Source organism: Amycolatopsis sp. DSM 110486, from assembly GCF_019468465.1.
Classification (GTDB): domain Bacteria; phylum Actinomycetota; class Actinomycetes; order Mycobacteriales; family Pseudonocardiaceae; genus Amycolatopsis.
Genome location: NZ_CP080519.1, coordinates 5,364,054 through 5,388,160, shown reverse-complemented (window position 1 = coordinate 5,388,160; position 24,107 = coordinate 5,364,054). Strand labels below are relative to the sequence as shown.

Here is a 24,107-nt window from a genome sequence, read left to right as displayed (position 1 = left end):
GTGGCGGCCCTTCCGTCTACTTGAGACAGTCCTGGGGGTCCCCGCGGGTCAGCGCCGGGTCGTTCTGCTCGAACGTCTTCGCCACGCCCGGGCCGGACGTGCGTGTCTCGAAGCGCACGGTCACGCGGCCGTGGCCCGCGCCCTGGACCCAGCCGGTGCCGAACTCCGGGTGCACCACGTCGTCGCCCGGGCGCCAGCCGCTCGACGACACCGGCGCCGACCCACCCGGCGACGGCACCACCGCCACGACGGGCTCCGGCGAAGGCCCGGCCGGTACGGCGAGCGAGAACAACGCGTCCTGGTGCGGCACCGAAAGCCCGCTGAACGCCACCCCCGCCAGGCGCACGCCACCGAACTCCTGCGGATCCAGCAACAGCCGCTCGGCGGTGGCCGCGAGCTGGTTGAGGTCGTCCGTGGGCGAGGCCGTGGTTTCCGACCGCGTCACCGTGCTCATGTCCGTGTGCCGCAGCTTCACCACGACCGTGCGCGCGACCCGGCCCGCCTTCACCAGCCGCGAATGCGCCCCCGCCGCGATCTTGCGCACCTCCGCCCGCAGCCGGCCCAGGTCCACGATGTCGACCTCGAACGTCGTCTCCGCGCTCACCTGCTTGGCCTCCCCACGCTCGGCCACGGGCCGGTCGTCAGTGCCACCGGCCAGCTTGCGCAGCTCACGCCCGACCACGCCGCCCAGCGTCGCCGCCGCGTCCGGCTCCGACAACGCCGCCAGCTCCCCCAACGTGAGCACGCCGATGGTGCGCAGCTTCGCCTCCGCGACCGGACCGATCCCCCACAACGCCCGCACTGGCAACGGCGCCAGAAACTCCCGTTCGGTGCCCGGCGGCACCACGAGCAGCCCGTCCGGCTTCGCCCGATCCGAGCCGATCTTCGCGACCTGTTTGCCCGTGCCGGCCCCGATCGACGCCGTGAGCCCGGTCTCCGCGCGAATCCGCGCTCGCAGGTCGTCGGCGAACCGCATCACCTCGTCCACCGACGCAGCGGACAGCGAAGGTGGCTCCGCGAAAGCCTCGTCCAGCGAAATCCGCTCCAGCACCGGCGCCACGTCCGCGACGATGTCGAAGACCTGCTTGCTCAACGTCTCGTACAGCCGGAACCGCGGCGGCAAGACGACCGCACCCGGCGGCAACAGCCGCCGCGCCTGCGACATCGGCATCGCCGAACGCGCACCGTACTCACGGGATTCGTAGCTCGCCCCGGCAACGACACCACGCGGCCCCGTGCCGCCGACGACGACCGCGCGGCCCCGCAGCGTCGGGCGCGTGAGCTGCTCGACCGAGGCGTAGAAGGCGTCCAGGTCGAGGTGGACGACCCAGCGGGTCACGTCAGCTCCCGCCGGTGGCGTCCAGCAGCCGGTGCAACGCCGTCGTGTAGGACTCGAAAGCCGCGCGGCCCTTGGCGGTCAGCTTCACGAGCGTGACGGGCGTGCGGTGCTCGTAGGCCTTGGTGATCTCCACGTACTCGGCGTCTTCGAGCTTGCGCAGGTGCGTGGAGAGGTTGCCGGCCGTCATGTCCAGCAGCTGCTGCAGCCTCGGGAAGGTGATCTGGTCGCCGTGGTGCAGCCCGGCGAGCGCGACGGTGACGCGCAGCCTGGCCTGGGCGTGGATCACCGGGTCGAGCTCCGGCAGGCTCGCCTCGGTCACCGGTCGGCCACTCGCGTCGGACCGGATCGCCGTTCCCGGATGAAGTACACGAGCGATGCCACGAGGAACCCGCCGCCGCCGGCCAGGGACAGCACGAGGAAGTTGCCCGGCACGCCCACGAGCACGCTCGCGCCGCCGCAGACGATGATCCACGCGCCGAAGCCGTACTGCAGCTTGTCCTGCCACAGCATTCCGCCCGCGAGGTACAGGACGCCGGTCAGCAACAGCGAGGTGCCCGACCACAGCAGCGAGATCGTGTGCGGGTCGAGCTCACCCGCCTTCATCACCCGGACGTTGATCAGCGACAGCGCGGCGAACGAGATCATCCAGCTCCAGCCGTACATCGCGCCGGTGCGACGCGACGGGCCGCGGATCCCGCGGCTGATGCGGCCGCCGTAGTAGGCCGAGTACGCGATGGCCGCCACGAACAGCACCGCGACCACGATCCCCGCGACCCACCCGGGCATGAGCGGCCTCGCGTGGCTGTCGTCGGCCAGGTACACCAGTCCCCAGCCGACCAGCCACGTGAAGGCCCAGACGCCGAGCAGACGCGCCGGGCTGGCCCCCAGCTCCCGGCGCGTCCGCTCGTTCTGTCGGGCGATGAGGTTCAGCGACTCGGCTGCCGACATCGGCTGCTCTTCGTCGTCATCCACCTTGTTTCGCCCTCCCACCGTGCTGACCCCTATGCAGCACGGAAGTTACTGTGCTGCTGGTTACCAATCCGACCACAGTCACGGCGGGAAGGGTTGCCACACACGGTAACGTCCAGTTCCGTGCCCGCCTACTTCTGGTCGGATTGGTAACAGCAGTCAACTAACTGACCTTGGCCGTGTCCAACCGGAACCGCCGGACGACCACCAGTGCGGGCACGACCAGCCACGCCGCCAGCACGCCCACCGCGAGACCGAGCCCGCTCGCCCCGCCCACCGGCATCGTGCCGACGCGGCCGAGCCAGTACGTCGGGAAGAAGTGCGCCACCGTGGTCATCCAGCCGGGCATGATCGACAGCGGCATCCACAACCCGCCGAACACTCCGAGCGGCAGCATCAGCGCGCCAGTCATCGCGCCGACGGTGTCGCCCTTGCCGAACAGCCCGAGCAGCAGGCCCAGCACCGCGAACGGCAACGCGCCCAGCCACAGCGCCACCGCCGTGAGCACCCACTGCGTGGCCGTGAGCTCGACCCCGCGCAGGGCGCCGGCCACGAAGATCACCACGAGCACCGGCAAGGCCATCGCCATGGCGGAGGCGATCTTCACGAACACGTAGTCCGGCGCGCGCATCGGGGTGAGGCGCAGCTGGCGCTGCCAGCCATCGGTGCGTTCGGTCGCCACCCGCGTGCCGGTGAACAACGCGCCGCTCAAGGCGCCATACGCGCCCATGTTGATCATCGTGGTGGTACTCGCCTTCACCCCGTCCGGGCCGACGTAGTCGCCGAACAGGCCACCGAAGAGCAGGAACATGCCCAGTGGCACGGCGATCGTGAACAGCGCGAACTGCGGGCTGCGCACGATCCGCACGATCTCCAGGCGCAGGTAGACGAGGTTCATCGCAGGGCTCCTTCCGGCTCGTCGGTGTGCTGGTCGCCGGTCAGCGCGAGGAACGCTTCTTCCAGACCCACTGCCTGGATCTCGATGTCGCTCGCGTCCGGGAACGTGGTGAGCAGCGCGCGGATCGCGAGGTCGGAGTCGGCGCACGCCAACTCCGCGCGGGCGCCCTGGATACGCGCGGTGGTGACCCCGGCGAGTGCGGCCAGCTCGGCCTCGTTCGCACCGGGCACCACGGCCCGCAGCACGCGTCCGGAGACGGCGGCGCGGACGTCGGCAACGGTGCCGTCGGCGACCACGCGGCCGTGGCGCACGAGCACCACGCGGTCGGCGTAGTCCTCGGCCTCGGCCAGGTAGTGCGTGGCGAACAGCACCGTCCGGCCGCCTGCGCTGAACTCGTGCATCGAGGCCCAGAACGAGCGCCGGCCGTCCACGTCCATGGCGGCGGTCGGCTCGTCGAGCACCAGCAACTCGGGGTCGCCGGCCAGGGCCAGCGCGTAGCGCACCCGCTGCAGCTGGCCGCCGGAAAGCTTGCCGCAGCGGCGGTTCGCGAAGTCCGTGATGCCGGCGCGCTCGAAGACCTCCGCGGCCGCCAGCGGCTTGCGGTACATCGAGCGCATCAGCGCGACGAGCTCGGCCGGCGTGGTGTCGCGCAGCAGGAAGCCGTTCTGCACCATCGCGGCCATGCGCCCGGCGTCGACGGCCGCCCGCGCGTCGCCGCCGAACACCCGCACCTCGCCCTCGTCGGGCCGGGTGAGCCCGAGCAGCATGTCGATGGTGGTCGACTTGCCGGCCCCGTTGGGGCCGAGCAGCGCCACGACCTCGCCGCGGCTGACCTCGAGGGTCAGCTCCTCGACGGCGTGCACCGGCCCGAACCGTTTCGTCAGGCCTCTCAGACTGAACGCCTCACTCATCCCGTCCCCCATCGACTTTGCGTTGCAAACCTGCTGGGGAACTTTGTAACACAAACCTCGCTGTGATGAAAAGTGCTACGAGCCGCGAACTTGGTAAATCAAGGTCTTTCGAGGGCCCTGGAAACGACGAAGCGCCGGGCGGGGACAGTGCCCCACCCGGCGCTTCGGCCGGCGTTTCAGCTGGTCAGAGGTGACCCAGCAGCGGAAGCGGGTCCGCCTTGGCCTTCGCCTGCGCGGACGCCGACGGGGCCGGTTGCGGCTGCGGCAGCGGCGCGCACTCGACGTCGGCGGTGCGGCCCGGCTTGCGGGCCGGCAGGGCGCCGGTCGCCAGGTAGTCCGCGATCTTGGTGTCCACGCACGCGTTGCCGCGCGGCGTGATGGCGTGGCTCGTGCCACCCGGCTCCGCGATCAGCGACGCACCCGGGAAGCGGCTGCGGACCTCGAGGCTGCCCTCGTACGGCGTGGCCGCGTCGAGCGTCTCGTCGATCATCAGCACGCTCTGCACGCCCTTGCCGTCGACCTGCACGGGCTTGCTCGCCTTCGCGGGCCAGTACACGCAGGGGGCGTTGAACCAGGCGTTCTGCCAGGTGAAGTACGGCGCCTTCAGGAAGGTCTTCCAGTTGTCGAGGCGCCACTGGTTCCAGTTGGTCGGCCACTGCACGTCGGTGCACTGCACGCCGAGGTACACGGCGTAACCGTTGTCGCTGTCGGACTCGAACAGCGCCTTGACCAGCGACGGGTCGTTCTTCGTGACGATCGCCGACAGGGCGTCTGCCACGTCCAGCCAGGTGAGCTGGTAGTAGCTGGCCTGCTGGATCACGTCGGTCAGCTCGTCGGGTCCGATCTGGCCGCCCGCGGGCTTGAGCGAGAGCTTGACCAGCTCACGGTCGACGGTCGCCTTCACCGAGGCCTGCGTCTTGCCCAGGTGGTAGGTGTTGTCGTACTTGGCGAGCCAGCCGAACCAGATGTTGATGTTGCGGTCGAACGCCACATCCTGGTTCAGGTTCGCCTGGTACCAGACGTCGCGCGGGTCCACCGTCGAGTCGAGCACCATACGGCGCACGCGCTGCGGGAACATCGTGCCGTAGACCTGGCCGAGGTAGGTGCCGTAGGAGTAGCCGTAGAAGTTGATCTTGTCGGCACCCAGGGCGGCGCGGATGGAGTCCATGTCGCGCACCGAGTCGGTGGTCTTCAGGTTGTCGAGCAGCGCCTTCGGGTTCTTCTTGGCGCAGTCCTCGGCGTAGCCCTTGGCGCGGTTGAGCCACGCCTTCTCGAGGCTCGGCGTGAGCGGCACGTACGAGGGCCGGTCGAAGCTCGTGTAGCTGTTGTCGCACGAAAGCGCGGGCTTGCTGGAGCCGACGCCGCGCGGGTCGAAGCCGATCCAGTCGTACGCGTCGCCCGCGTGGTTGGGCACGTTGGCGCCGACGCGCGAAAGCGTCAGGCCCGAGCCGCCGGGGCCACCGGGGTTGGTGAGCATGACGCCCTGGTACTGCGCGTCCGGCGCCTTGTGCTTGATGCGGCTGACGGCGAGCTGCGCCTTCTGGCCGCCCGGGTTGCTGTAGTCCAGGGGCACGGTCACGAAACCGCACTGGGCGCCGGCCGCCTGCAGGCCGGCGTTGTCGCACTGACCCCACGCCACGGGCGGCGGGGTGTAGGCGGCGGGGGCGGTGGCCGGCGCCGCTGACGCGACGGGCGCGGTGACCAGCGAGGCCAGCGTCGCGACGGCGACTGCCGCGAAGACAGCACGTCTCACGGGAGTTCCTTCTCTGTCGGGGTTCTCGTCTGTCGGGTCCGCCAGACGTTAGTCGTCTTGGCCGCGCCCGGCCGGTTGATCGCGGCGCTCTGCCCGATAGTCCCTACGAAAGGTGGACGTCGGAAATTCGGTTGGTCCCCGCGCCGGGTCGCCGTTACGGTGGCCGCCATGACGATCTTCCAGCGCTTGCGGCAGCTTTAGCCCCGGCGTGACTCTTCACGGCCGCGCGTCCGCGGCCGTCTTCCTTGCGCGCCGCGTCCTCCCCCTTTGACGGAGTCGTTCATGCGCGAACACATCGTGATGGTCGGTACCACCGCACCGAGCCACATCTACCCGTCCCTCGGCGTCATCGCCGAACTCGTGCGGCGCGGGCACCGGGTGAGCTACGTGGTGGGATCGCCTCTCGAATCACTGGTCACCCCCACGGGCGCCCGCGTCGTGACCCACCCGACCCTCCTGCCCCTCGGCGAGGCCGGCGCGTGGCCCGACGACCCGGCCGACGCCATGCGCGTCTTCCTGGACGAGGCGATCGCCGTACACCCGCAACTGCTGTCGACGTTCGACGCCGACCGCCCCGACCTGCTCCTCTACGACATCGGCGGCCTCGGCGCGCCCCTGCTCGGATCCCGGTACGGGGTGCCCGCCGTGCAGCTGTCGCCCACGCTTGTCGCATGGGAGGGCTACGACGAGGACATGAGTTCGGTGATGGACCCGATCAAGGCCTCACCGTCCGGTGTGGACTACGCCCGCACGATGACCGCGTGGCTGCGGGAAAACGGCGAGACCGAGGAGGCGTGGACCTGGCTGTCCCACCCCCCGCGGGTGCTGTCGCTCATTCCGCGAGCGATGCAGCCCCACGCCTCCCGGGTCGGGCCGCACGTCCGGTTCGTCGGACCATGCCTGTCGCCCGATCGACTGGCGGAGTCGTGGACCCCGCCTGATTCGGGGAAGCCCGTGCTGCTGGTTTCGTTCGGCACGGCGTTCACCGACCAGGTACCCGTGTACCGGGCTTGCCTGGAGGCGTTCGCCGACTCACCTTGGCACGTCGTGATGTCGATCGGCTCGTTCGTGTCCGCTTCGGACCTGGGCCCGCTGCCACCGTCGTTCGAGGTGCACTCCCGCGTCCCCCAGCTGGCGGTGCTTTCGGCGGCCTCGGCGTTCATCACCCACGCCGGCATGGGCAGCTGCACGGAAGCGCTGTGGTACGGCGTCCCCACCGTGGCCATCCCGCAGGCCGCCGACCAATTCGGCAACGCGGCGCAACTCGAGACGCTCGGAGTGGGGCGACACTTGCCGGCTTCGTCGGTGACCGCTGCTTCCTTGCGTTCGGCGGTCGCCGAGGTCGCGGGCTCCGCCGAGATGGCCGCACGGCTGTCGTCGTTGTCCACGGAAATCCACGCCCACGGCGGCATTTCGGCGGCGGTTGATGCGGTGGAGGCGTTCTTGAAGTAACCCACACGCGTATCATCAAGCCCCGGCGGTAATCATCGCCGGGGCTTTTCTTTTCGCACGTTACGCCATTTGTGTTGCCATTGTATTTTTGCGCTACCAGGCGCGATTCACCGACTCAGCGGTACGAACAGCGGTGAATACCCGAGGACGATCAAGGGATTGCCGAGGGGGCCGAAGGGGAGCGATGGCGCATAACTCGAGCTGCGGACGATCCGGGAGCCGCACGTGCGAATGTCGAGGGTGCTGTGGAGCACTGCATGGCTGGACCGGATCGATGACGCTGGCCAAGGCCACAGACCCCCAGGATCGCGCGAAGCTGCGAAAGGAGGCCGACGAGGCGTGGAACGCTGCCACCCAGAAAAACAATCGACCACATCGGAGCACGTACAAGGAGAAGGCCGCGGCGATCGACACCGCCGTAGCCGAGATCATCGATCATCTAGCCGATGACTACGCACAGCGTCACGGGAAACGTCTTCCGAAAACGGCACACGGATCAGCCCGCCCCGTAGCAGAAGGACCGAATGCGGCAGCGGAGGACGTGGGCCAGAGTCCGCGCGCAGCGAGCCCGATCAGAAGTCATCAGCCTGCCGTGAAGCCCAGTCCGACCGCTCCGGATCCACGAGCGGAACTCCACCACGGCGGCGGCCACGATGGGCCACCCCCACCCCCGAGTTCCAGGGTCGACGAGATCGAACGGCTCGGCAAAGCACTGACTGACGTCGTCCTCAAGGACGTCGAGAAGGCCTACCCGGGGCCGCTTCCGGACTCGACGAAGGTGGCACTCGCCGACCACTTCTGGTGCGACCTCCTCGCACAGTTCGCGCACCTCATCGACGAAGGCGTGAAGGCCGTCGATGGCATCCCTGACCGGGCCACCAACCTCATCCTGGCGTCACGAAAGGCGCATCGACGTTTGCCGCTCGAAGAGATCGTGGTGAAGACGGCGGTCAAGAGTATGTGGAACCTGCTGCAGCCACTGGCCCCTCCGTTGGCAGCTCTGAACGGGTTCAAGAAGCTTCTGCCAGTGGTCCGGGTTCTGGCGGTGCTGATCTGCAAGTCTCCAGAGCGCCACGAGGCCGTGGTGACCTACTGCGTTGATCCACTCACGAAGTCGCTGACCGACGCAGTGAAGAAGCGGCTGCTCAAAACCCTGAGCGGGTGGCTGCCCGGATTGGCCGATGAGGAAGGACCTGCGGCGGCATGACCCAGGAGCCATGGTGGCGGTGTTCTTGAAGTAGCCGACGGCAGGCGTACCCGACCTCAGTCGAGACCCCCGGGTCCCTCAACCCACCCCGCCTCCACCCGCGCGACCTCGGCCGCGGAGGCCGTGGCCGGTCACCGAGCGGCCACGGGCGAGCCTGTGGTCGCTGCACCGTCCGTCCCGACCAGCCGACGGCGCGCGGGCTCAGGCTCTGATCTCATTCAAGTAGTTGTAGATCGTGTACCGGGTCACGTCCAGGTGGGTGGCCAGGTGGTCCACCGCGTCCTTGATGAGGAAGAACCCCGCCTCGTCGAGTTCGCGCACGACGGCGGCCTTGTGGCGCTTCTTCATGAGGTCCACGGGGATGCCCGCCTTGCCGATGGCGCGGTCGACCAGGAAGCGTTGCAGGCTGTCGACGTCGGGCGGGAAGGTCTCGGGCCGCGAGGCAGCCGCGTCCGAGGACGGTGACGTTTCGCTGTTCACGCACAGGCAGCCGACTGCCACGCCGTCGGCGTCGCGGAGGAAGAGGGTGGACGAGCGGATCGCGCGGCCGTCCGGGCCGTGAGTGCGGTAGTTGGTCAGGTCCTGCGTGGTGCCGCGGCGGACGAGGCCGAGCAGGAGGTCCGTCATGGGCCCGCCGGCGGTGCGGCCGGTGACGTCGCCCGCGATGGCGACGATGGAGTCGGGCAGGCGGGACAGGTCGTGGAGCAGGACCTCGTTGCCGGGGCCCAGCATGGCGGCCAGGCCGTCGACGGCGGGGATCAGGGCGGTGAGCAACGCGGGCGTCGCACCACCCGAAACCACCGACGGGAAAGTTACCGAGGTACGCGGGCGCAGGAGACTGTCCAAAGCGGACCGGACGGCCTCGGCGGCGGAAACCGGCGTTGACGCGTGCGGCGAGAGGCGGACGTGTTCCGGCCGGACCGTTGCCGCGATGCCGGCCGCCGACAATGCCGCACCCACCTGTTCCGCCGGGTGGCCGGGCAGCTCGAACGCCAGGATCCCCGCCCGGCGGTCCACCGCGGACACGACCGAAGCGCCCAGCGACAGCAGCACTTCCTCCAAGGCGTCCACGCGTTCGCCGATCCGACCGGCGATCGCCCCGACGCCCGCCTCCTCCACCAGCTCCAGAGCCGCCGCGAAGGCACCGGACGTGATGGGGCTCAGGTTCGAGATCGACCAGCCCGCGGCGGTCGTGTCGGCGGGGTGGATCTCGTCGTCGAACAGGCCGGGGTCGCGCGCGCCCGTCCAGCCGGACAGGATCGGGTCCATGCGCTCCAGCGCACGGTCGGACAGCACCGCGAAGCCCGTGCCCCAGCCGGCGCGCAGCCACTTCTGGCCGCCGACCACGAGCACGTCCGCGACCTCCCACGGCGCCTCGATCACGCCGAAGCCCTGGATCCCGTCGACGACCAGCAGCCGATCGCCCACCACCTCGCGCAACGCGGCGAGGTCGGCGCGGTAGCCGGTGCGGAAGTCGACGGCGCTCACCGACACCACCGTCGTCTCGGGCGTCAGCGCTTCGGCAACCCGGGAAGGCGTGACAAACCCGGCGGGCAAGCGGCGAACCCGCACCCGCCCGGCCTGGGACGCGCGCGCCCACGGATACGTGTTCGCCGGGAACTCCCCCGTCGAGACCAGCACCTCGCCGTGGGAGTTGAACGCCGCCTGGAACAACCCCAGGCTCGTGTGCGGCAGCAGCACGGTGTGGTCGGTGTCGCTCCCGCACAGCCGCGCCGCGGCCGCCTTCGCGCGCGTCTCCTGGCGCATCAGCTCGTCCACAGTGGACGGCCCGGCCTTCGTCGCCGCTTCGAGCAGGCTCGCCGTGGTGTCGAGCACCGCGTGCGACGGCGGCCCGAACCGCGCGAAGTCGAGGTAGCCGGCGGGCTCGTCGAACTGCAGCAGGTACCGGGGCGAGATCCGCGTCACGAGAGGACCCGCGCGAGGAACTGGCGGGTGCGCTCGTGCGCCGGGTTCTTCAGCACGGTCTCGGGCGGGCCCGTCTCGACCACCGCGCCGTCGGCGAGGAACACCACCTCGTCCGCCGCCTCCGCGGCGAAGGCCATTTCGTGCGTCACGACCACCATCGTCATCCCCTCCCGCGCCAACGTACCCATCACCGCCAGCACCTCCCCTACCAGCTCCGGGTCGAGCGCCGACGTCGGCTCGTCGAACAACATCAGCTTCGGCTTCATCGCCAGCGACCGCGCGATCGCAACACGCTGCTGCTGCCCACCGGAAAGCTGCGCCGGGTACGCGTCCGCGCGATGAGCGAGCCCCACGCGGTCCAGCAGCTCCAACGCCTCCTCGCGGGCCCGTGACGGGTTCATCCCGAGCACCCGCACCGGTCCCTCGATCACGTTCTGCAGCGCCGTCCGGTGCCCGAACAGGTTGAACCGCTGGAACACCATGCCGATGTCCCGCCGTTGTCGCGCGACGTCCTTTTCGCGCAGTTCATACAGCTTCCCGCCGCGCAGCCGGAAGCCGATCGGCTCGCCGTCGACCCAGACCTGCCCGGCGTCGATCGTCTCCAGGTGGTTGAGGCAGCGCAGGAACGTGCTCTTGCCCGCCCCCGACGGTCCGAGCAAGCACACCACCTGCCCCCGGCGCACTTCGAGGTCGATGCCCTTGAGTACCTCGGTGTTCCCGTAGCTCTTGCGCACCCCCACAGCACGCAGCAATGGCTCAGACACGGGCACTCCTCACCAGCGGCATCCCCCGCAACGCCTTCCCCACCCTCGCCGCGGGCCCGCGATCGGCGGCGCCGAACGAGCGTTCCAGGTAGTGCTGCCCGACGCCGGCCACCGTCACCACGACCATGTACCAGATCGCGGCCGCGATGAGCGTTTCCATGACCAGCAGGTTGTTGGACGAGATGTTGTTGGCCGCGTGGATCAGCTCGGTCACGCCGATCACCGACGCCATCGAGGTGCCCTTGAGCATGTTGATGAAGTCATTGCCGGTCGGCGGGATGATCACGCGCATGGCCTGCGGCAGCACCACGCGCCGCAGCGTCGCGCCCGGAGTCATGCCGATGGACTTCGCGGCCTCGGTCTGCCCGACGTCCACACTGGTCAGCCCCGCGCGCACGATCTCGGCCATGTAGGCACTCTCGTTCAATGCCAAGCCGAGCAGCGCCGCGGTGAACGCGCTGATCAGCACGTTCGTCTGCTCGTGGACGAGGTAACCGCCGAAGGGCAGCGGGATCGAGATCGTCGGGAAGATCAGCGCGAGGTTGTACCAGATGAGGATCTGCAGCAGCACCGGAAGCCCGCGGAAGAGCCAGATGTACGCGGCCGCGAACCATTTCGCCACCGGGTTGGCGCTGCGGCGCAACAGGGCGATCAGGATACCGAGCACGATGGCCACGGCCTGCGAGATCACCGCGAGCACCACCGTGTTGAGCAACCCGACGGCCATCACACGGTAGAACACGAAGTCGGGCACCGAGTCCCACTCGATCTGGGCCTGCGCGAGCGCGAACCCCAGCAGCACGAGCAGGGCGACGATGACCACCGCCGAAACCCAGCGGCCCCAGTGCTTCAGCCGGACGATCGGCAGCGGCTCAGCTCCCGCCATTGACGGCCGCCTCCTTGACCGCGCCCTGCTCCACGCCCCAGGCCTGCAGGATCTTGCCGTACGTGCCGTCTGCGACGAGCTCCTGCAGCGCCTGCTTCACGGCGTCGCGCAGCTTCGTGTTGGTCTTGGTGAAGCCGATGCCGTACGGCCCGCCCTCGATCGGCGCGCCCGGCACAACCTCGAAGAACTTGCCGTCACCCGCGGTTCGCGAGATGTAGACGGCGCTGGGCAGGTCGTTGAGGATCGCGGCGACGCGGCCGGTGCGCAGCTGATTCTGGTTCTGCGTGTCGGAGTCGGTGGCCGTGACGGTGATCGCCGGCTTGCCCGCCTGCGTGCACTCGGTGCTCTGCGCGGCGGCGAACTTCTGGTGGCTCGTGCCCTGCACCACGGCGACGTTCTTGCCGCACAACGTGTCCGGGCCCGTGATGTCGTCGGGGTTGCCCTTGCGGACCATGATCGTGATGCCGGAGGAGAAGTAGTCGACGAAGTCGATCTGCTGCTGGCGTTCCTTGGTGTCGTTCATCGCCGCCATGGTCAAGTCCACGCGGCCGGACTGCAGGCTCGTGATCAGCGAGCCGAACGCCATGTCCTGATACGACACCGTGACGCCCAGTTTCGCGCCGATCGCCTTCGCCAGGTCCACCTCGTAGCCGATCGGCGTCTTGCCGTCGCTCGAGTAGAAGTTGTTGGGCGCCGACTGGATGTTCGACGCGAGGTGCAGCGTCTTGGCCTGTGCGACGGCGGCCGGCAGGGCGGCGGTGAGCTGCGCGTCGGGCTTCACCGCGGCGATCAGCGCGGCGTTGTCCGGGATGGGCGAGGCTCCCGCGCCGGCCGGCTGCTGCGCGCCGCCGGCGCCGTCGGGACCACCTCCGCAGGCCGCGGTGACGAGGGCGAGCGCACCGGTCAGCAGGGCGGCCTGCCAGGCGCGGGTACGGGACGGCGACGGCATCGGGGACCTCCAGGGCGTCGTGGTGGGCGGAACGGTACAACCGGCTGTTGAAGTGGTCAACAACCAGTTGAAGTCCGCTGGTCCGCTAAGGTTCGATCATGCGCATCGGAGTGCTCGGAGCCGCGGGAATCGTCCCGGAAGCCCTGCTCAAGCCGGCCCGGGAGAACCCGGACGTCGACATCGCGGCCATCGCGGCGCGCGACATCTCGCGCGCCCACGAGTTCGCCACGAAGCACCGCATCCCCGAGGTGCACGCGACCTACGAAGAGCTGCTCGCGGACCCGTCCATCGACGCCGTGTACAACCCGACGCCCAACGGCCTCCACGGCCGCTGGACCCTCGCCGCCATGGCCGCCGGCAAGCACGTGCTGTGCGAGAAACCCTTCACCGCCAACGCTTCCGAGGCCCGCCTCGTCGCCGACGCGGCCGAGGCGGCCGGGCTCGTGGTGATGGAGGCCTTCCACTACCGCTACCACCCGTTCACGCGACGCATGGAGGAACTGCTGGCGTCCGGCGAGCTGGGCGAGGTGCAGCACATCGAGACCGCGGTGTGTTTCCCGCTGCCGCGCTTCAAGGACATCCGCTACAACCTGTCCCTTGCGGGCGGCGCCACCATGGACGCGGGCTGCTACGCCGTCCACATGGCACGCGTGCTGGGCGGCGCGACCCCGTCTGTTGTGGATGCCCGCGCCAAGCTGCGTTCCCCGGAAATCGACCGCGCCATGACGGCGTCCTTGCGCTTCCCGTCCGGCGCGACGGGCCGCGTGCGCGCCTCGCTGTGGTCGTCGGACGTCCTGCGCATCAGCGCCCGCGTCGTCTGCAGCGGCGGCGAGCTGCGGGCGATCAACCCGCTCTCACCGCAGTTCTGGCACCGCCTGTCCATTCGACGCGGCGATTCCCGCTCAGTGGAACGCTTCTCCCACCGGCCCTCGTACGCCTACCAACTGGAAGCCTTCGCCGACGCGGTATTGCGCGAGGTGCCGAACCTGACGCCCCCCTCGGACGCCATCGAAACCATGACCGTCGTCGACGCGATCTACGAGGCCGCCGGCTTGCGCCCTCGCGTCCCCACGTCCTGACGCGCCTTCATCAACGCGAACCCCAGTAGGTTGAGCCCCCGCCACGCGCGGGGCTCGCCCACGCGCTGGTCGTCCGGCGCCAGCCCGATCCCCCACACTCGATCCACCGGGCTCGCCTCCACGAGCACGCGCTCCCCCGTGTTGGCCAGGAACTCGGCCAGCCCGGCGTTCTGCCCGAACTTCGCCACGTTCCCCTCCACGACGATGTCGAACCGGCTGGCGTTCCACACTTCGGCGTCGAAGCCTCTTACTTCGCGACCGAGGGCCTTCGCCGCGCCCGGATGCGGCGCCACCCGAATCCGCTGCGCCGCGCCCTCGTCCCCGAACAGCCTCGCCTTCCGCCACATCATGTAGTGCTCCGCGGTCGCGAACAGCCGCCCGTCCACCTCGAACCCCGCCGGCCACCACTGGCTCAGACACCCGGCCCCGATCCGCCAACCCGGCTCCGGCCGGTGCCCCCAGAACGGCAGGTACTTGAACCGCCGCCCCCGGTCCAAGGCACGACAGAGCTCATCGAACGTCCGCGGCTGTGGTCCCATACGGACAGTGTGAACGACTCCGGGGAGTTTCGCTCGAAGTTTTCGCAGGTTGACGGGGTGGAGGCTGGGGTTTGGGGGTATGGGGGCGGCTGGATGGGGGATGGGGGTTTGTCGCTGAGTGGGATATGGGGTGGGGTTGTTGTTGGGGGTTTCGTGGTGCGAGGCAGGGTGAGGGTGGTTGGTGGGGGTGGTTGATTCGCTGTGGGATTCGCTGGGTCCGGCTCATGGGGGCAACGCGAGTTGACCCTCCGAGGCGATGCTGGGCGGCTCGCCTCGGCAACGCTAGGCGACTCACCCTGGCAATGCGACTCGGCCCACTCCCAAGACGTAACCCACCTCAGCATTGCTGAGTTGACCCACCTCTCACAACACAACCCATCCCCCACGTCTCAAGGCACCCGTACGCACAACGCAACGCAACAGGGCCTCCGAAACGGAGCCCCCTTCCCAACCACCCCCTGGTTCCCCACCACACAAGCCACACCTTTCCCCCACCACAAAACGCAACAGGCCCTCCCAACCGCGGGAGACCTCCCACCCCCCTTCCCCTTCCCCTCCCCTTCCCCTCCCGGCTCCCCGACAAGAAGCCTCAGCGCGGTTCGGGGCTGGTTGTCAAGGTACGCTTTCCCGCCTTGACAACCAGCCCCGAACCGTGGCCATAATTGTCGGCTTCGGGGAGCTCTCGCCAAGCGTGTTTTGTCTTTTCGCCTCCGGCGATCTTCTTCACCCAAAGAAAAGCCCGCCTAAGGCGGAAAGGGACTGTTCCAAGATCGGTGTTTCCGGCCCGACACGCCGGGCTGAGGTCCGGCGGGATGGGCACTGTGAGTGATGACATCGGACCTTGTGAGTCGACGCAAGCGTGACGAGAAGCCGGCGCAGCTGTCGCCGGAGCAGGCCGCTGCGGCGGCGATGGTGGCCGAGGCCAAGGCGCGTGGGCTGGCGTTGACCGGCCCGGACGGGCTGCTGAAGCTGTTCACCAAGAACGTGCTGGAAACGGCATTGAACGAGGAAATGACCGAGCACCTCGGGCACGAGAAGAACCAGGTCGACCCGGACCGGGAATCGACCAATGTGCGAAATGGTAGTCGGCCGAAGACCGTGATCTCGGACGCAGTCGGCGAGGTGCGGGTCGAGGTGCCGCGGGATCGGGAAAGCACGTTCGAGCCGCAGATCGTGAAGAAGCGGCAGCGTCGGCTTGCCGATGTGGACGAGATCGTGTTGTCGTTGTATGCGAAAGGGATGACCACTGGCGAAATAGCCGCGCATTTCGGTGAGATTTATGGGGCGTCGGTGAGCAAGGAGACGATATCGCGGATCACCGACAAAGTGATAGCCGAGATGCAGGAATGGGCCAGCCGCCCGCTCGATGTGATCTACGCGGCGGTGTTCATTGACGCGATCCACGTCAAGGTCCGGGACGGGCAGGTCGCCAACCGCCCGGTCTACGCGGCCATCGGCGTGACCGTGGACGGGCACAAGGACGTGCTGGGCCTGTGGATGGGCGTCGGCGGCGAGGGCGCGAAGTTCTGGATGAGCGTTCTGGTCGACCTGAAGAACCGGGGCGTTCGTGACGTGTTCTTCCTCGTCTGCGACGGTCTCAAAGGCCTCCCGGAGACTGTTGCGAACGTGTGGCCGCAAACCATCGTTCAGACGTGCATCGTTCACCTGATCCGCAATACGTTCCGGTTGGCGGCGCGGCAGAACTGGGACGAGATCAAGAGGGATATTAAACCCATCTACACCGCACCCAATCCTGACGCGGCGCTTGCCGCATTGGACGAACTCGACGAGAAATGGGGTAAAAAGTATGGTGCGATGATTCGACTGTGGCGCAACGCGTGGGAAGAGTTTGTACCGTTCCTGGACTACGATGTTGAAATTCGGCGCATGATCTGCTCGACGAATGCGATCGAATCACTGAACGCCCGCTACCGGCGGGCGATCCGTGCGCGCGGGCATTTCCCCACCGAGCAGGCCGCGATGAAGTGTCTGTATCTTGTGACACGCAGCCTGGACCCGACGGGGACCGGGCGCGCCAGGTGGACAATGCGTTGGAAGCCCGTGATCAACGCGTTCGCCATCACGTTCGGTGACCGCTGGCCGGGAGCCGAAACCTACTGACCGACCCGCCGGAAACACCGATCACGGGATAGACCCGGCGGAAAAGAAATGCACCTATCACCACCCCGATTTTTCTATCGTTCTACGGTAGAGAAGGTAAAGAATCGGGGGGGCCGGGGGAAAGAATGTTGAAGAAGATCTCGTTGCAGCCCGAGTGGGGGGTTGTCAATGCACCGAAAAGACCCAAGCCAGGGTCGGTACCTTCGTTGCAGTCCCGGTAGAAGTTGGCAATGCAACGGCGTTGGCCGCGATCAAGCACATGGCTGGGAAGATCGGCGCGCCAAGGGTGGCCGGCCCCGTGCGCGAGAACCTAGCCCCCGCCCGGTACTGACCACCCAGCCAGCTAGCGTGGCCGGCATGGAGATCGATCTGACCGCGCGCAGCGACGAGTTCCGGGCCTTCTGGACCGAGCGGAGGCTCGCCTCCCTGACCACGGTCCGGCCGGACGGCACGCCGCACGTCGTGGCGGTGGGAGTCACCGTCGACTTCGAGGCGGGCGTGGCGAGGGTCATCACGTTTTCCGACTCCCACAAAGCGCGCCTCGCCAAGGCCGCGGGCGAGGGTGGCGTAGCGGCGGCGGTGTGCCAGCTCGAAGGGCCCATCTGGTCGACACTGGAAGGACTCATGGTCCTCCGCGACGATCCGGAAGCCGTCAAGGACGCCGAAAACCGGTACGCCGCGAGGTACCGTCAGCCGAAGCCGAATCCCAAGCGGGTGGTGTTGGAGATCCGCGTCAGGAAGGTCATCGGCAACGCCTAGGCGCGGGCGTGCACCAGCCAGGTGTACTCCGCGATCAAGGCGGCGAGATCCGTGTCCTCACCGGCGGCCGCGAGTTGCTGGTGTCCCACGAGCATCGCCAGGCCGAGGGCGGTGAGGGTGCGAGCGAGGGCGGCATCGCCCACCAAACCCTTGACTGCGCGCCCCACGGTCTTCAGCCGGGCGTCGTCCACCCGCTTCTGGGCCGCGCGCACGGCCTCGTCGTTGGCCGCCCAGGCGCGGATCGCTGCCTCGGCCTTGTGGTGCAGGCCGAGTGTCAGTTCCATCAGCGCCGCGAAGTCTGCGGCAGGGCCGGCCTGGCCGAACGAACCCGAGGCCAGGATCAAAACCTGCCGGTTCTCCCAAAAGACCAGTAGATCCTCGACGAACGCCGACCAGCCGCCGAAATGGTGATAAAAGGACCCGCTCGTCACACCCAGATCGCGGCACAAACGGCCGACGTTCAAACCGGCGAAACCATCACCGGCGAGCACGCCGAGCGCCGCCTCGAAATACTGCTCCCGGGTCACCGCGGCCATCAGACGTTGCGGTCCCGATCCCGCCAATAGGGCTCCCGCAGCGAGCGCTTCAGGATCTTCCCCGTCGCGTTGCGCGGCAATGCCTCAAGAACGTCAACACTGGCCGGGCACTTGAAGTGCGCCAAGCGCTCCCGGCAGAACTCCAGCAGTTTGTCCACGTCGACCACCTCGCCCGGCATCGGCGCGATCACGGCCTTCACCTGTTCGCCCCACCGTTCGTCCGGCACGCCGATCACGGCGACCTCCGCAACGCCGGGGAACTCGGCCACCACGCGTTCCACCTCGGGCGAATAGACGTTCTCGCCGCCGGTGATGATCATGTCCTTCACGCGGTCTTCGAGAAATACAAACCCGCCGTCGTCGACGCGGCCGATGTCGCCCGTGCGCACCCAGCCGTCGACGATCGTCTCGGCGGAGGCCTCGGGTTTGCCCAGGTAGCCCGACATCCGCTGGTCCGTGCGGATCCACACCTCGCCCGACTCGGCGTCCTCCAACGTCGCCGGGTCGACGATCCGCACCTCGACCCCGGGCACCGGCGTGCCGGCCGAAGCCAGACGCTCGGGGCGAGACGCGTCGCGGTGCGCGACGCCGTCGAGAGTCGTTACGGCGCCGGACAACTCAGTCATGCCGTACACCTGCACGAACTCCATGTCCGGCCACGCGGCCAGCGCCGTGCGCAGCAGCGGGAGCGGCATCGGGGAAGCGCCGTAACCGAGGTACTTCAGCCGGGAGAACCCGGCGATCGCCTGTTCCCCCGCCTGCACGATCGCGCCGACGACCGCCGGCACGAGGAAGGCGTGCGTCGCCCCCGCGGCCAGCGCGCCGAACAGCGACGGGGCGTCCGGTTCGCGGGTCATGATCGTCGGCAGGCCGGTGAGGAAACCCAGGATGGCGTAACAGGTTCCGCCGACGTGGAAAAGCGGCATCGCCACGAGGTTCTTGTCGCCGTCGGCCATCGGGAAGGCCGTGCCCACCGCGGTGCCGTGCGTCAGCACGCTGCGGTGAGTGAGCACGGCGCCCTTCGGGAATCCCGTGGTACCGCTGGTGTACATCACGAGCACACCCTCGTCCTCGCCAACCGAAGGCAAGTCCACAGAGGACGGATCACCCGCCGAAACAAGAGCCTCGAAAGCGTCGGAGTCCCCGCCCACGACAACGAACTGCCGCAAAGCAGGAAGCCGATCCCGGATCCCCTCCAGAACCGGCACCAGCTCCGCCCCGACGAACACGATCTCCGCACCGGAATCCGCGAGAATGTACGCCAGTTCGTCGGGCGAAAGGCGCCAGTTCACGATCGCGTTGGCCGCCCCCAGCGCCGCCACCGCGAAGGACACCTCAAGGCACGCCGGGTGGTTCTTGTCCACGAACGCCACCCGGTCGCCGCGCCCGACGCCGTCAGCCGCCAGCGCAGCGGACAGCCGCCGCACGCGCTCCTCGAAATGCGCCCAGGTCCGCGTGACGCCGCCGAAGGTCACCGCCGGCTCGTCGCCCCGCTCGCGCGCCCAGTGCTCGAGCACGTCTCCCAGCAGACGAAAGTCGGGACGTTCGTCGACAGCCATGCTGCGGCTCCCTTCGCAGGCACCAGCGCCATAGAGTGCTCTATGGTGCGACGCCGAATCCCCCGCCGTCAACACCCCGGCCAGGGGAAACTCGCTCAGGCGAACAGCGCCAGCACCCCTTCGGCGCTGCGCACCACCACGTGCGCGGCCGCGCGCTCGGCCGGCGGGCGGTCCTGCCGCTCGGCCTCGTGCCGCCACCGCAGCACGGCGTCCGCGCCAGCGGCGTAGACCTCCCGCGGGTCCGTCTCGAAGTCGAGGCCCAGACGTTCCTCCGGCGTCGTCCCTTGCGCACCCAGCAGCCGCACAGCCTCGTCCGCGGGCTCGCCGGACAGCGCGGTCCGGCCGCCGCGGATGTCGGCGATCAGGCGCAGCTCCGTGAAGTCGTGGGCGGTCGCGGCGAAGCGCTCTACGCGCGCCTCCAGCCGGTCACTGCCCGGCCGCGGTTCGTTCTGCAGCACGGTCTCCAGCCGCACCACGGCCGTACGCGCCTTCAGCGCCTCAGCGCGCGCCGCGAAGCACCCCGCGACGGTGTCCCGCAGCTCCCCCAGGCCACTGCGCCGCACGAGCTCGGTGGACAGCTTCACGCGGCTGTCGCTGCCCGTGCGGATCAACGTCAGCGCCAACTTCACCCCGAACAACCCGAACCGCGAAACCAGCGAACGCCGCGTGTCCACCGAAACCGGCCCTGGGAACGCGGGATCGGTGAACGCGTCCACCGACAGCAGGTAGCGCTCCAGCTCCTCGCGCGGCACGGCGGCGAACGCGGCCAGCAGCTCGAACTCGTCGTCGGTGAACGCGCGGGCGCCGTACGCGAGCTGCGCGGCCACGGCGATCACGCCCTGCGCCCCGCTGCACAGCGGGTCTTCGCGCCACGCACGGCGCGCCAGCTGCTTGGCCGTGAGCAGCGCGTCGATGCGGCCCGCTCCCGTTTCGTCGGCGCGCGCGAGGACCAGGACCGTGTCCACGGCCGTCTGCCGCGCGAACGCCGAGCGCGCGGCCGGGTGCGTGCTCGCCAGCTCGTCGGGCTCCAGGTGACGCAGCAGCCGCACGGTCGCGTCGGTCAGCACCGAGGCGGACGGGTCGTCGACCAACGTCAGATCGCGCAACGACCGCGTTTCGCCGAGCGCCGCCGCGAGCGTCGACTTGCCCGTGCCCGGCGCACCGGTGATGCCGACGCGCAGCGGTTCGTCCAGGTGGTTGAAGGCTTCGTGCAGCGACGCGGCCGCGCGCGGGCTGTCGCGGTAGAGCCCGCCGGCTTCGGCCAGCAGGCCGCGGACGTCCTCGGTCACGCCGGCAGCTCCCTCGGCGCGCGGCCAGCGAGCACACCCAGCTCGCCGGCGCGCTGGTGCAGACCGGCCAGACGCTCGATCTCGCGGCGCAGCTTCACCATCCGCCGTTCCCGCTCGGCCGAGCCGGCGATGATCGTCTCGCGTTCCCGCGCGAGCTGGTCGGCCAGCTCCTCGGCCAGCCCCGTGAAGTGATCCCGCAGTTTCCGCTGCACGCTGCGGATGGCGTCGCGGCACTCCTTGGAGAAGCGCAGGAAGACGTCGTCGACGTGGCGCTGCGCGGTCATCTTCGCCACCGCCTGGCGGCGCTGCAGCCGCATGCCGCCTTCGTCGCTGATCGTCTTCGCCGCGAACGCCGCGCCCGCGCCGAGCGAGACGGGGTTGATCAGCGGCAGCCCGGCGAGGCTCGTGACGAGGCCGAACATGAGCACACCGCCGTAGGAACCACGCAGACCCGTGAACAGCTTCTGCCCGATCTTGAACCCCTCGATGCGCGGCTGGCGGACGTCGGCGATCAGCTCGGCGCCCGACTCCCCGAGCCGCAGGTCGTGCAGGTCGTATTGCGCCCCGAACGCCGCGGCGACGGCCTGCGCGATCCACTCCGCGCGGTCGGCGGTGAAGTTGTAGTTCGTCTCCACGGCCTCGGCCAGCGTCTTGTCGAGCCACGGCCCGAACTCGTCCCACACCTTCACCGGGTCGCCCTTGTCGAAGGTCTCGTCGATGGTCTCGACGATCTTGCGGGTGCGCTCGCGCAGGTCGTACTCGGCGTCGGACTGCAGGTCGCCGATCTCGTCGGCGAGCAGGTTCTGCCAGCGGGTGTTGCGCTTGCGCAGTTCGTCGGCCTTGCGCTGCGCGCGGTGCAGCAGGGTCGTCTGGTCCACGCCCGCGTCCTGCCCGGCGAGCTCCGCACGGGCCCGCAGCGTCTCCACGAGCTCAGCGGTCGCCGCACGCACGCTCAGGGCCGCCAGCACGGCGCTCGTGTGCTCGGGTGGCCGCGCGGCCTGCTCGGCGATCCACGTGAGCAGCGGGGGGAAACCGGAGCGCGAGTTGAGGTCCTGGTCCCCCGCCTTCGCCGCGGCCATGCGCACGGTGGCCGACACGGGCAGCACGGGCGAGTCGATGCCGGCGCCCGCCAGCAGCGCGCGGTCGCGTTCGGCGACGGCGCGCCAGCTCGCGCAGACGTCGATCTTCGTCAGGGCGACCACGACGTGGGGGCACCACGTGCGGACGTGGTGGGCGAGCGCGACCTCCGCCTCGCTGAGCGGGGTGGTGGCGTCGGAGACGAGCACGACGGCGTCGGCGTCGGCCAGCACGTCGAGGGCGGCGGCGGTGCGCGGCGAGCGCGGGTCGCCGATCGCGGGGGTGTCGACGAGCACGAGGCCCGCCGAAAGCAGTTCGCGCGGCACCCCGACCTCCACGCGGCGCAGCGAGCCCGGGGGGCGTGCGCCGAGTTCACCGGTCAGCTTTTCGACCGGCACGGGTACGCGTTCGTTGCCGCGGCCCACGAGCGTGGCGGCGGGTTCGGCGGAGTAGCCGATCTCGACCGGCACGGCAGGCGTCGCGGCGTCGCCGACGGCGCAGACGGGTGCGTTGAGCACGGCGTTGACCAGGTAGCCCTTGCCCTGCTTGGGAAAACCCAGCACGGCGACTCGGGTCGCGCCTGGCGGCCGGTCGCGGCGCCGGCGCAGGCGCTGCACCAAGTCTTCGCGGCCGTGGGACCGGCAGGCGTCCAAGGTCTCGTCGAGCACTTCGAGCCAAGCGGAAGCGGTCACGTCGAAGGAGTGTCCCCCGTGCACGAGGAGTAAGCGAACCGGGTGGTGGCTCCGCGGTCGCACCCAGACCGCGGAGCCACTCCCGTCAATGCCTGTGGATCACAGGTGCAGGTCGAGCCCGCCGCCGCCGTGGCTGGTCTCGGCGCCGGCCTGGAGGTCGATGCCCAGCGTGTGCTGGCCCAGGTCCGTGACGGTCGAGACGGTGTCGTGCACCGCGCCGAGACCGGCGTCGGTGCCCGTGTGCGCGTCGGTGCCGGTGTGGGTGTCGGCGCGCTCGCCGCCCAGGTCCGGAACGACCGAGTGCGTGAGGCCCTGAACCTCGTTGGTCACGCCGCCCACGGCGTGGTCCAGGCCGCCGGCACCGAGGCCGTTGGTGAGGTTGCCGACCTGGTCGGTGACGGAGCCCGCGAGGTCGCTGACGTGACCCTCGACGCCGCCGGCGGCCTGGGCGAGGTTGCTCGTCAGGCCACCCACGGGAGCCATGGCGCCACCGGCGACAGGCAGGTCGCTCGCGTGGAGCGCCGAACCGCCGTCGACCGCACCGGTGACCTGGCCGGCAACGTCCTGGACCTGCGCGACGGCGCCACTGACGGCACCGGCGTCGAGGCCGCCCGAGAGGTCGTTGACCAGGCCGAAGGCGCTGGTCGGGTCCTGCGCGAGGGCGGTGACGCCCGCGGCGGTGTTCTGCAGGTCGGTCACGCCGGACAGCATGCCGACGGCGGGCAGCTCGCCCACGACCGGGAGGTCGCCCACGGCGGGCAGCTCGCCCACGGCCGGCAGCGCCGGCAGACCCGGGACGGCCGGCAGCGCCGGGACCGAGAGGCCGTCGACACCGGGCAGACCCAGCGACGAGGTGAGCGCCTGCAGCTGCTCGATGGCGCCCGCGGGGCCGTCGGCGAGGACGCCGGTGAGGTCGCCCGCCTGCGGGAGGTTGCCGAGCGAGCCCAGGTCGTCGACCGGGATGTAGTCGAGCACCAGCGGCATGACCTCGTGCACGTCGGCGGCGCTGATGTCGCCGAGGCCGGCGGCCTGCAGGGCGGCCTGCGGGTCCTGGGCGAAGGCGGCCAGCGACATCGGGTCGCTGAGCAGGGTGAGCGTGAAATCGTGCAGGGTCTGCACCGGGTCCATGTGGGGATCTCCAGAGGTGTTGATTGCGGGGGATTGGCCCGGCCGTCCCCGGCCAGGTTGCCGATGAAGGTAGAGACGGGGCTCCCGGTCCACATCGGGGTTCACTCCCAGTTGTCGCGCGTTGCACCGTTAGGGGGTCGGCTGCTCCCCGTTAGGGAGCGCGGGTGACTCATCGGCCCACCAGTGGGGTTAAAACCGACATTCGCGCGGCGTTGGTGACCCGAACGCGTGAGGATCGCCGGGGGCCCGGGGATTCGGCCGCGCACCCCTCCGG

Annotated in this window: 21 protein-coding genes; 5 read left to right on the top strand and 16 right to left on the bottom strand. The window is 69.4% G+C overall.

The genetic code is table 11. The features are described from left to right. Nucleotides 1-16 precede the first annotated feature (16 nt). The 6 genes from K1T34_RS26240 to K1T34_RS26215 all read right to left on the bottom strand — a co-directional run bounded on the left by K1T34_RS26240 (nucleotide 17) and on the right by K1T34_RS26215 (nucleotide 5,870). Nucleotides 17-1,339: a DNA polymerase IV gene (locus K1T34_RS26240; RefSeq protein ID WP_220246823.1), complete on the bottom strand. Its 1,323-nt coding sequence runs from the start codon at nucleotides 1,337-1,339 to the stop codon at nucleotides 17-19. A gap of 1 nt (nucleotide 1,340) precedes the next feature. After that, entirely contained in the window at nucleotides 1,341-1,658 is a 318-nt protein-coding gene (locus tag K1T34_RS26235; RefSeq protein ID WP_220246822.1) for a transcriptional regulator, read from the bottom strand. Continuing rightward, nucleotides 1,655-2,287 carry a hypothetical protein gene (locus tag K1T34_RS26230; protein ID WP_220247423.1) on the bottom strand — a complete coding sequence of 211 codons (633 nt, stop codon included), beginning with the start codon at nucleotides 2,285-2,287 and terminating at the stop codon, nucleotides 1,655-1,657. Before K1T34_RS26230 ends, K1T34_RS26235 begins: the two co-directional genes overlap by 4 nt. 184 nt (nucleotides 2,288-2,471) lie before the next feature. After that, a complete protein-coding gene (locus tag K1T34_RS26225) occupies nucleotides 2,472-3,206 on the bottom strand; it encodes an ABC transporter permease (RefSeq protein WP_220246821.1) in 735 nt (244 codons plus the stop codon). Continuing rightward, entirely contained in the window at nucleotides 3,203-4,117 is a 915-nt protein-coding gene (locus K1T34_RS26220; RefSeq protein WP_220246820.1) for an ABC transporter ATP-binding protein, read from the bottom strand. The genes K1T34_RS26225 and K1T34_RS26220 overlap by 4 nt, the downstream gene beginning before the upstream one ends. 184 nt (nucleotides 4,118-4,301) lie before the next feature. Then, nucleotides 4,302-5,870: an alpha/beta hydrolase gene (locus K1T34_RS26215; protein WP_220246819.1), complete on the bottom strand. Its 1,569-nt coding sequence runs from the start codon at nucleotides 5,868-5,870 to the stop codon at nucleotides 4,302-4,304. A 282-nt stretch (nucleotides 5,871-6,152) separates the two neighbouring features. Here K1T34_RS26215 and K1T34_RS26210 point away from each other — a divergent pair, with 282 nt between their 5' ends. Then, the gene (locus K1T34_RS26210; RefSeq protein ID WP_220246818.1) at nucleotides 6,153-7,322 is read left to right on the top strand and encodes a macrolide family glycosyltransferase; all 1,170 of its coding nucleotides are present in this window, start codon (nucleotides 6,153-6,155) and stop codon (nucleotides 7,320-7,322) included. 274 nt (nucleotides 7,323-7,596) lie between these two features. After that, the gene (locus tag K1T34_RS26205; protein WP_220246817.1) at nucleotides 7,597-8,529 is read left to right on the top strand and encodes a hypothetical protein; all 933 of its coding nucleotides are present in this window, start codon (nucleotides 7,597-7,599) and stop codon (nucleotides 8,527-8,529) included. A gap of 201 nt (nucleotides 8,530-8,730) precedes the next feature. Here the strand turns inward: K1T34_RS26205 and K1T34_RS26200 are convergent, their stop codons facing one another. The 4 genes from K1T34_RS26200 to K1T34_RS26185 are packed head-to-tail and all read right to left on the bottom strand — an operon-like array spanning nucleotide 8,731 to nucleotide 13,054. Then, on the bottom strand, nucleotides 8,731-10,455 hold the full coding sequence (locus K1T34_RS26200) for an aminotransferase class V-fold PLP-dependent enzyme (protein ID WP_220246816.1): 1,725 nt from the start codon (nucleotides 10,453-10,455) through the stop codon (nucleotides 8,731-8,733). Continuing rightward, on the bottom strand, nucleotides 10,452-11,219 hold the full coding sequence (locus K1T34_RS26195) for an amino acid ABC transporter ATP-binding protein (protein WP_304504327.1): 768 nt from the start codon (nucleotides 11,217-11,219) through the stop codon (nucleotides 10,452-10,454). The genes K1T34_RS26200 and K1T34_RS26195 overlap by 4 nt, the downstream gene beginning before the upstream one ends. Then, entirely contained in the window at nucleotides 11,212-12,105 is an 894-nt protein-coding gene (locus tag K1T34_RS26190; protein WP_220246815.1) for an amino acid ABC transporter permease, read from the bottom strand. Before K1T34_RS26190 ends, K1T34_RS26195 begins: the two co-directional genes overlap by 8 nt. Further along, complete coding sequence (locus tag K1T34_RS26185) at nucleotides 12,092-13,054, bottom strand: ABC transporter substrate-binding protein (protein WP_220246814.1); 963 nt, start codon at nucleotides 13,052-13,054, stop codon at nucleotides 12,092-12,094. The genes K1T34_RS26190 and K1T34_RS26185 overlap by 14 nt, the downstream gene beginning before the upstream one ends. Before the next feature lie 98 nt (nucleotides 13,055-13,152). Between K1T34_RS26185 and K1T34_RS26180 the strand changes: the two genes are divergently transcribed. Continuing rightward, the gene (locus tag K1T34_RS26180) at nucleotides 13,153-14,133 is read left to right on the top strand and encodes a Gfo/Idh/MocA family protein (protein ID WP_220246813.1); all 981 of its coding nucleotides are present in this window, start codon (nucleotides 13,153-13,155) and stop codon (nucleotides 14,131-14,133) included. On the opposite strand, the gene K1T34_RS26175 is transcribed toward K1T34_RS26180, so the two are convergent. Next, nucleotides 14,091-14,672 carry an NADAR family protein gene (locus tag K1T34_RS26175; RefSeq protein ID WP_220246812.1) on the bottom strand — a complete coding sequence of 194 codons (582 nt, stop codon included), beginning with the start codon at nucleotides 14,670-14,672 and terminating at the stop codon, nucleotides 14,091-14,093. The two genes, K1T34_RS26180 and K1T34_RS26175, sit on opposite strands and share 43 nt — an antisense overlap. Nucleotides 14,673-15,500: 828 nt before the next feature. Here K1T34_RS26175 and K1T34_RS26170 point away from each other — a divergent pair. Both K1T34_RS26170 and K1T34_RS26165 read left to right on the top strand, forming a co-directional pair. Beyond that, entirely contained in the window at nucleotides 15,501-16,793 is a 1,293-nt protein-coding gene (locus K1T34_RS26170; RefSeq protein ID WP_220239888.1) for an IS256 family transposase, read from the top strand. 357 nt (nucleotides 16,794-17,150) lie between these two features. Further along, nucleotides 17,151-17,552, top strand: a complete 402-nt coding sequence (locus tag K1T34_RS26165; RefSeq protein WP_220246811.1) for a pyridoxamine 5'-phosphate oxidase family protein — start codon at nucleotides 17,151-17,153, stop codon at nucleotides 17,550-17,552. Here K1T34_RS26165 and K1T34_RS26160 read toward each other — a convergent pair. From K1T34_RS26160 to K1T34_RS26140, 5 genes are all read right to left on the bottom strand, one after another. After that, nucleotides 17,549-18,088: a TetR/AcrR family transcriptional regulator gene (locus tag K1T34_RS26160; protein ID WP_220246810.1), complete on the bottom strand. Its 540-nt coding sequence runs from the start codon at nucleotides 18,086-18,088 to the stop codon at nucleotides 17,549-17,551. The genes K1T34_RS26165 and K1T34_RS26160 overlap by 4 nt on opposite strands. Continuing rightward, the gene (locus K1T34_RS26155; protein WP_220246809.1) at nucleotides 18,088-19,647 is read right to left on the bottom strand and encodes a long-chain-fatty-acid--CoA ligase; all 1,560 of its coding nucleotides are present in this window, start codon (nucleotides 19,645-19,647) and stop codon (nucleotides 18,088-18,090) included. Before K1T34_RS26155 ends, K1T34_RS26160 begins: the two co-directional genes overlap by 1 nt. Nucleotides 19,648-19,742: 95 nt before the next feature. Further along, entirely contained in the window at nucleotides 19,743-20,936 is a 1,194-nt protein-coding gene (locus K1T34_RS26150) for a GTPase (RefSeq protein WP_220246808.1), read from the bottom strand. Then, the gene (locus K1T34_RS26145; RefSeq protein ID WP_220246807.1) at nucleotides 20,933-22,705 is read right to left on the bottom strand and encodes an isoniazid inducible protein IniA; all 1,773 of its coding nucleotides are present in this window, start codon (nucleotides 22,703-22,705) and stop codon (nucleotides 20,933-20,935) included. Before K1T34_RS26145 ends, K1T34_RS26150 begins: the two co-directional genes overlap by 4 nt. A gap of 99 nt (nucleotides 22,706-22,804) precedes the next feature. Further along, a complete protein-coding gene (locus K1T34_RS26140) occupies nucleotides 22,805-23,833 on the bottom strand; it encodes an IniB N-terminal domain-containing protein (protein WP_220246806.1) in 1,029 nt (342 codons plus the stop codon). Nucleotides 23,834-24,107: the final 274 nt, after the last annotated feature.

Excerpts from the sequence above, each read along its gene's own strand:
- K1T34_RS26230 (WP_220247423.1), bottom strand. The coding sequence starts at position 2,287 with ATGTCGGCAGCCGAGTCGCTGAACCTCATCGCCCGACAGAACGAGCGG.
- K1T34_RS26225 (WP_220246821.1), bottom strand. The coding sequence starts at position 3,206 with ATGAACCTCGTCTACCTGCGCCTGGAGATCGTGCGGATCGTGCGCAGC.
- K1T34_RS26220 (WP_220246820.1), bottom strand. The coding sequence starts at position 4,117 with ATGAGTGAGGCGTTCAGTCTGAGAGGCCTGACGAAACGGTTCGGGCCG.
- K1T34_RS26210 (WP_220246818.1), top strand. The coding sequence starts at position 6,153 with ATGCGCGAACACATCGTGATGGTCGGTACCACCGCACCGAGCCACATC.
- K1T34_RS26205 (WP_220246817.1), top strand. The coding sequence starts at position 7,597 with ATGACGCTGGCCAAGGCCACAGACCCCCAGGATCGCGCGAAGCTGCGA.
- K1T34_RS26190 (WP_220246815.1), bottom strand. The coding sequence starts at position 12,105 with ATGGCGGGAGCTGAGCCGCTGCCGATCGTCCGGCTGAAGCACTGGGGC.
- K1T34_RS26185 (WP_220246814.1), bottom strand. The coding sequence starts at position 13,054 with ATGCCGTCGCCGTCCCGTACCCGCGCCTGGCAGGCCGCCCTGCTGACC.
- K1T34_RS26180 (WP_220246813.1), top strand. The coding sequence starts at position 13,153 with ATGCGCATCGGAGTGCTCGGAGCCGCGGGAATCGTCCCGGAAGCCCTG.
- K1T34_RS26175 (WP_220246812.1), bottom strand. The coding sequence starts at position 14,672 with ATGGGACCACAGCCGCGGACGTTCGATGAGCTCTGTCGTGCCTTGGAC.
- K1T34_RS26170 (WP_220239888.1), top strand. The coding sequence starts at position 15,501 with ATGACATCGGACCTTGTGAGTCGACGCAAGCGTGACGAGAAGCCGGCG.
- K1T34_RS26165 (WP_220246811.1), top strand. The coding sequence starts at position 17,151 with ATGGAGATCGATCTGACCGCGCGCAGCGACGAGTTCCGGGCCTTCTGG.
- K1T34_RS26160 (WP_220246810.1), bottom strand. The coding sequence starts at position 18,088 with ATGGCCGCGGTGACCCGGGAGCAGTATTTCGAGGCGGCGCTCGGCGTG.
- K1T34_RS26155 (WP_220246809.1), bottom strand. The coding sequence starts at position 19,647 with ATGGCTGTCGACGAACGTCCCGACTTTCGTCTGCTGGGAGACGTGCTC.
- K1T34_RS26140 (WP_220246806.1), bottom strand. The coding sequence starts at position 23,833 with ATGGACCCGGTGCAGACCCTGCACGATTTCACGCTCACCCTGCTCAGC.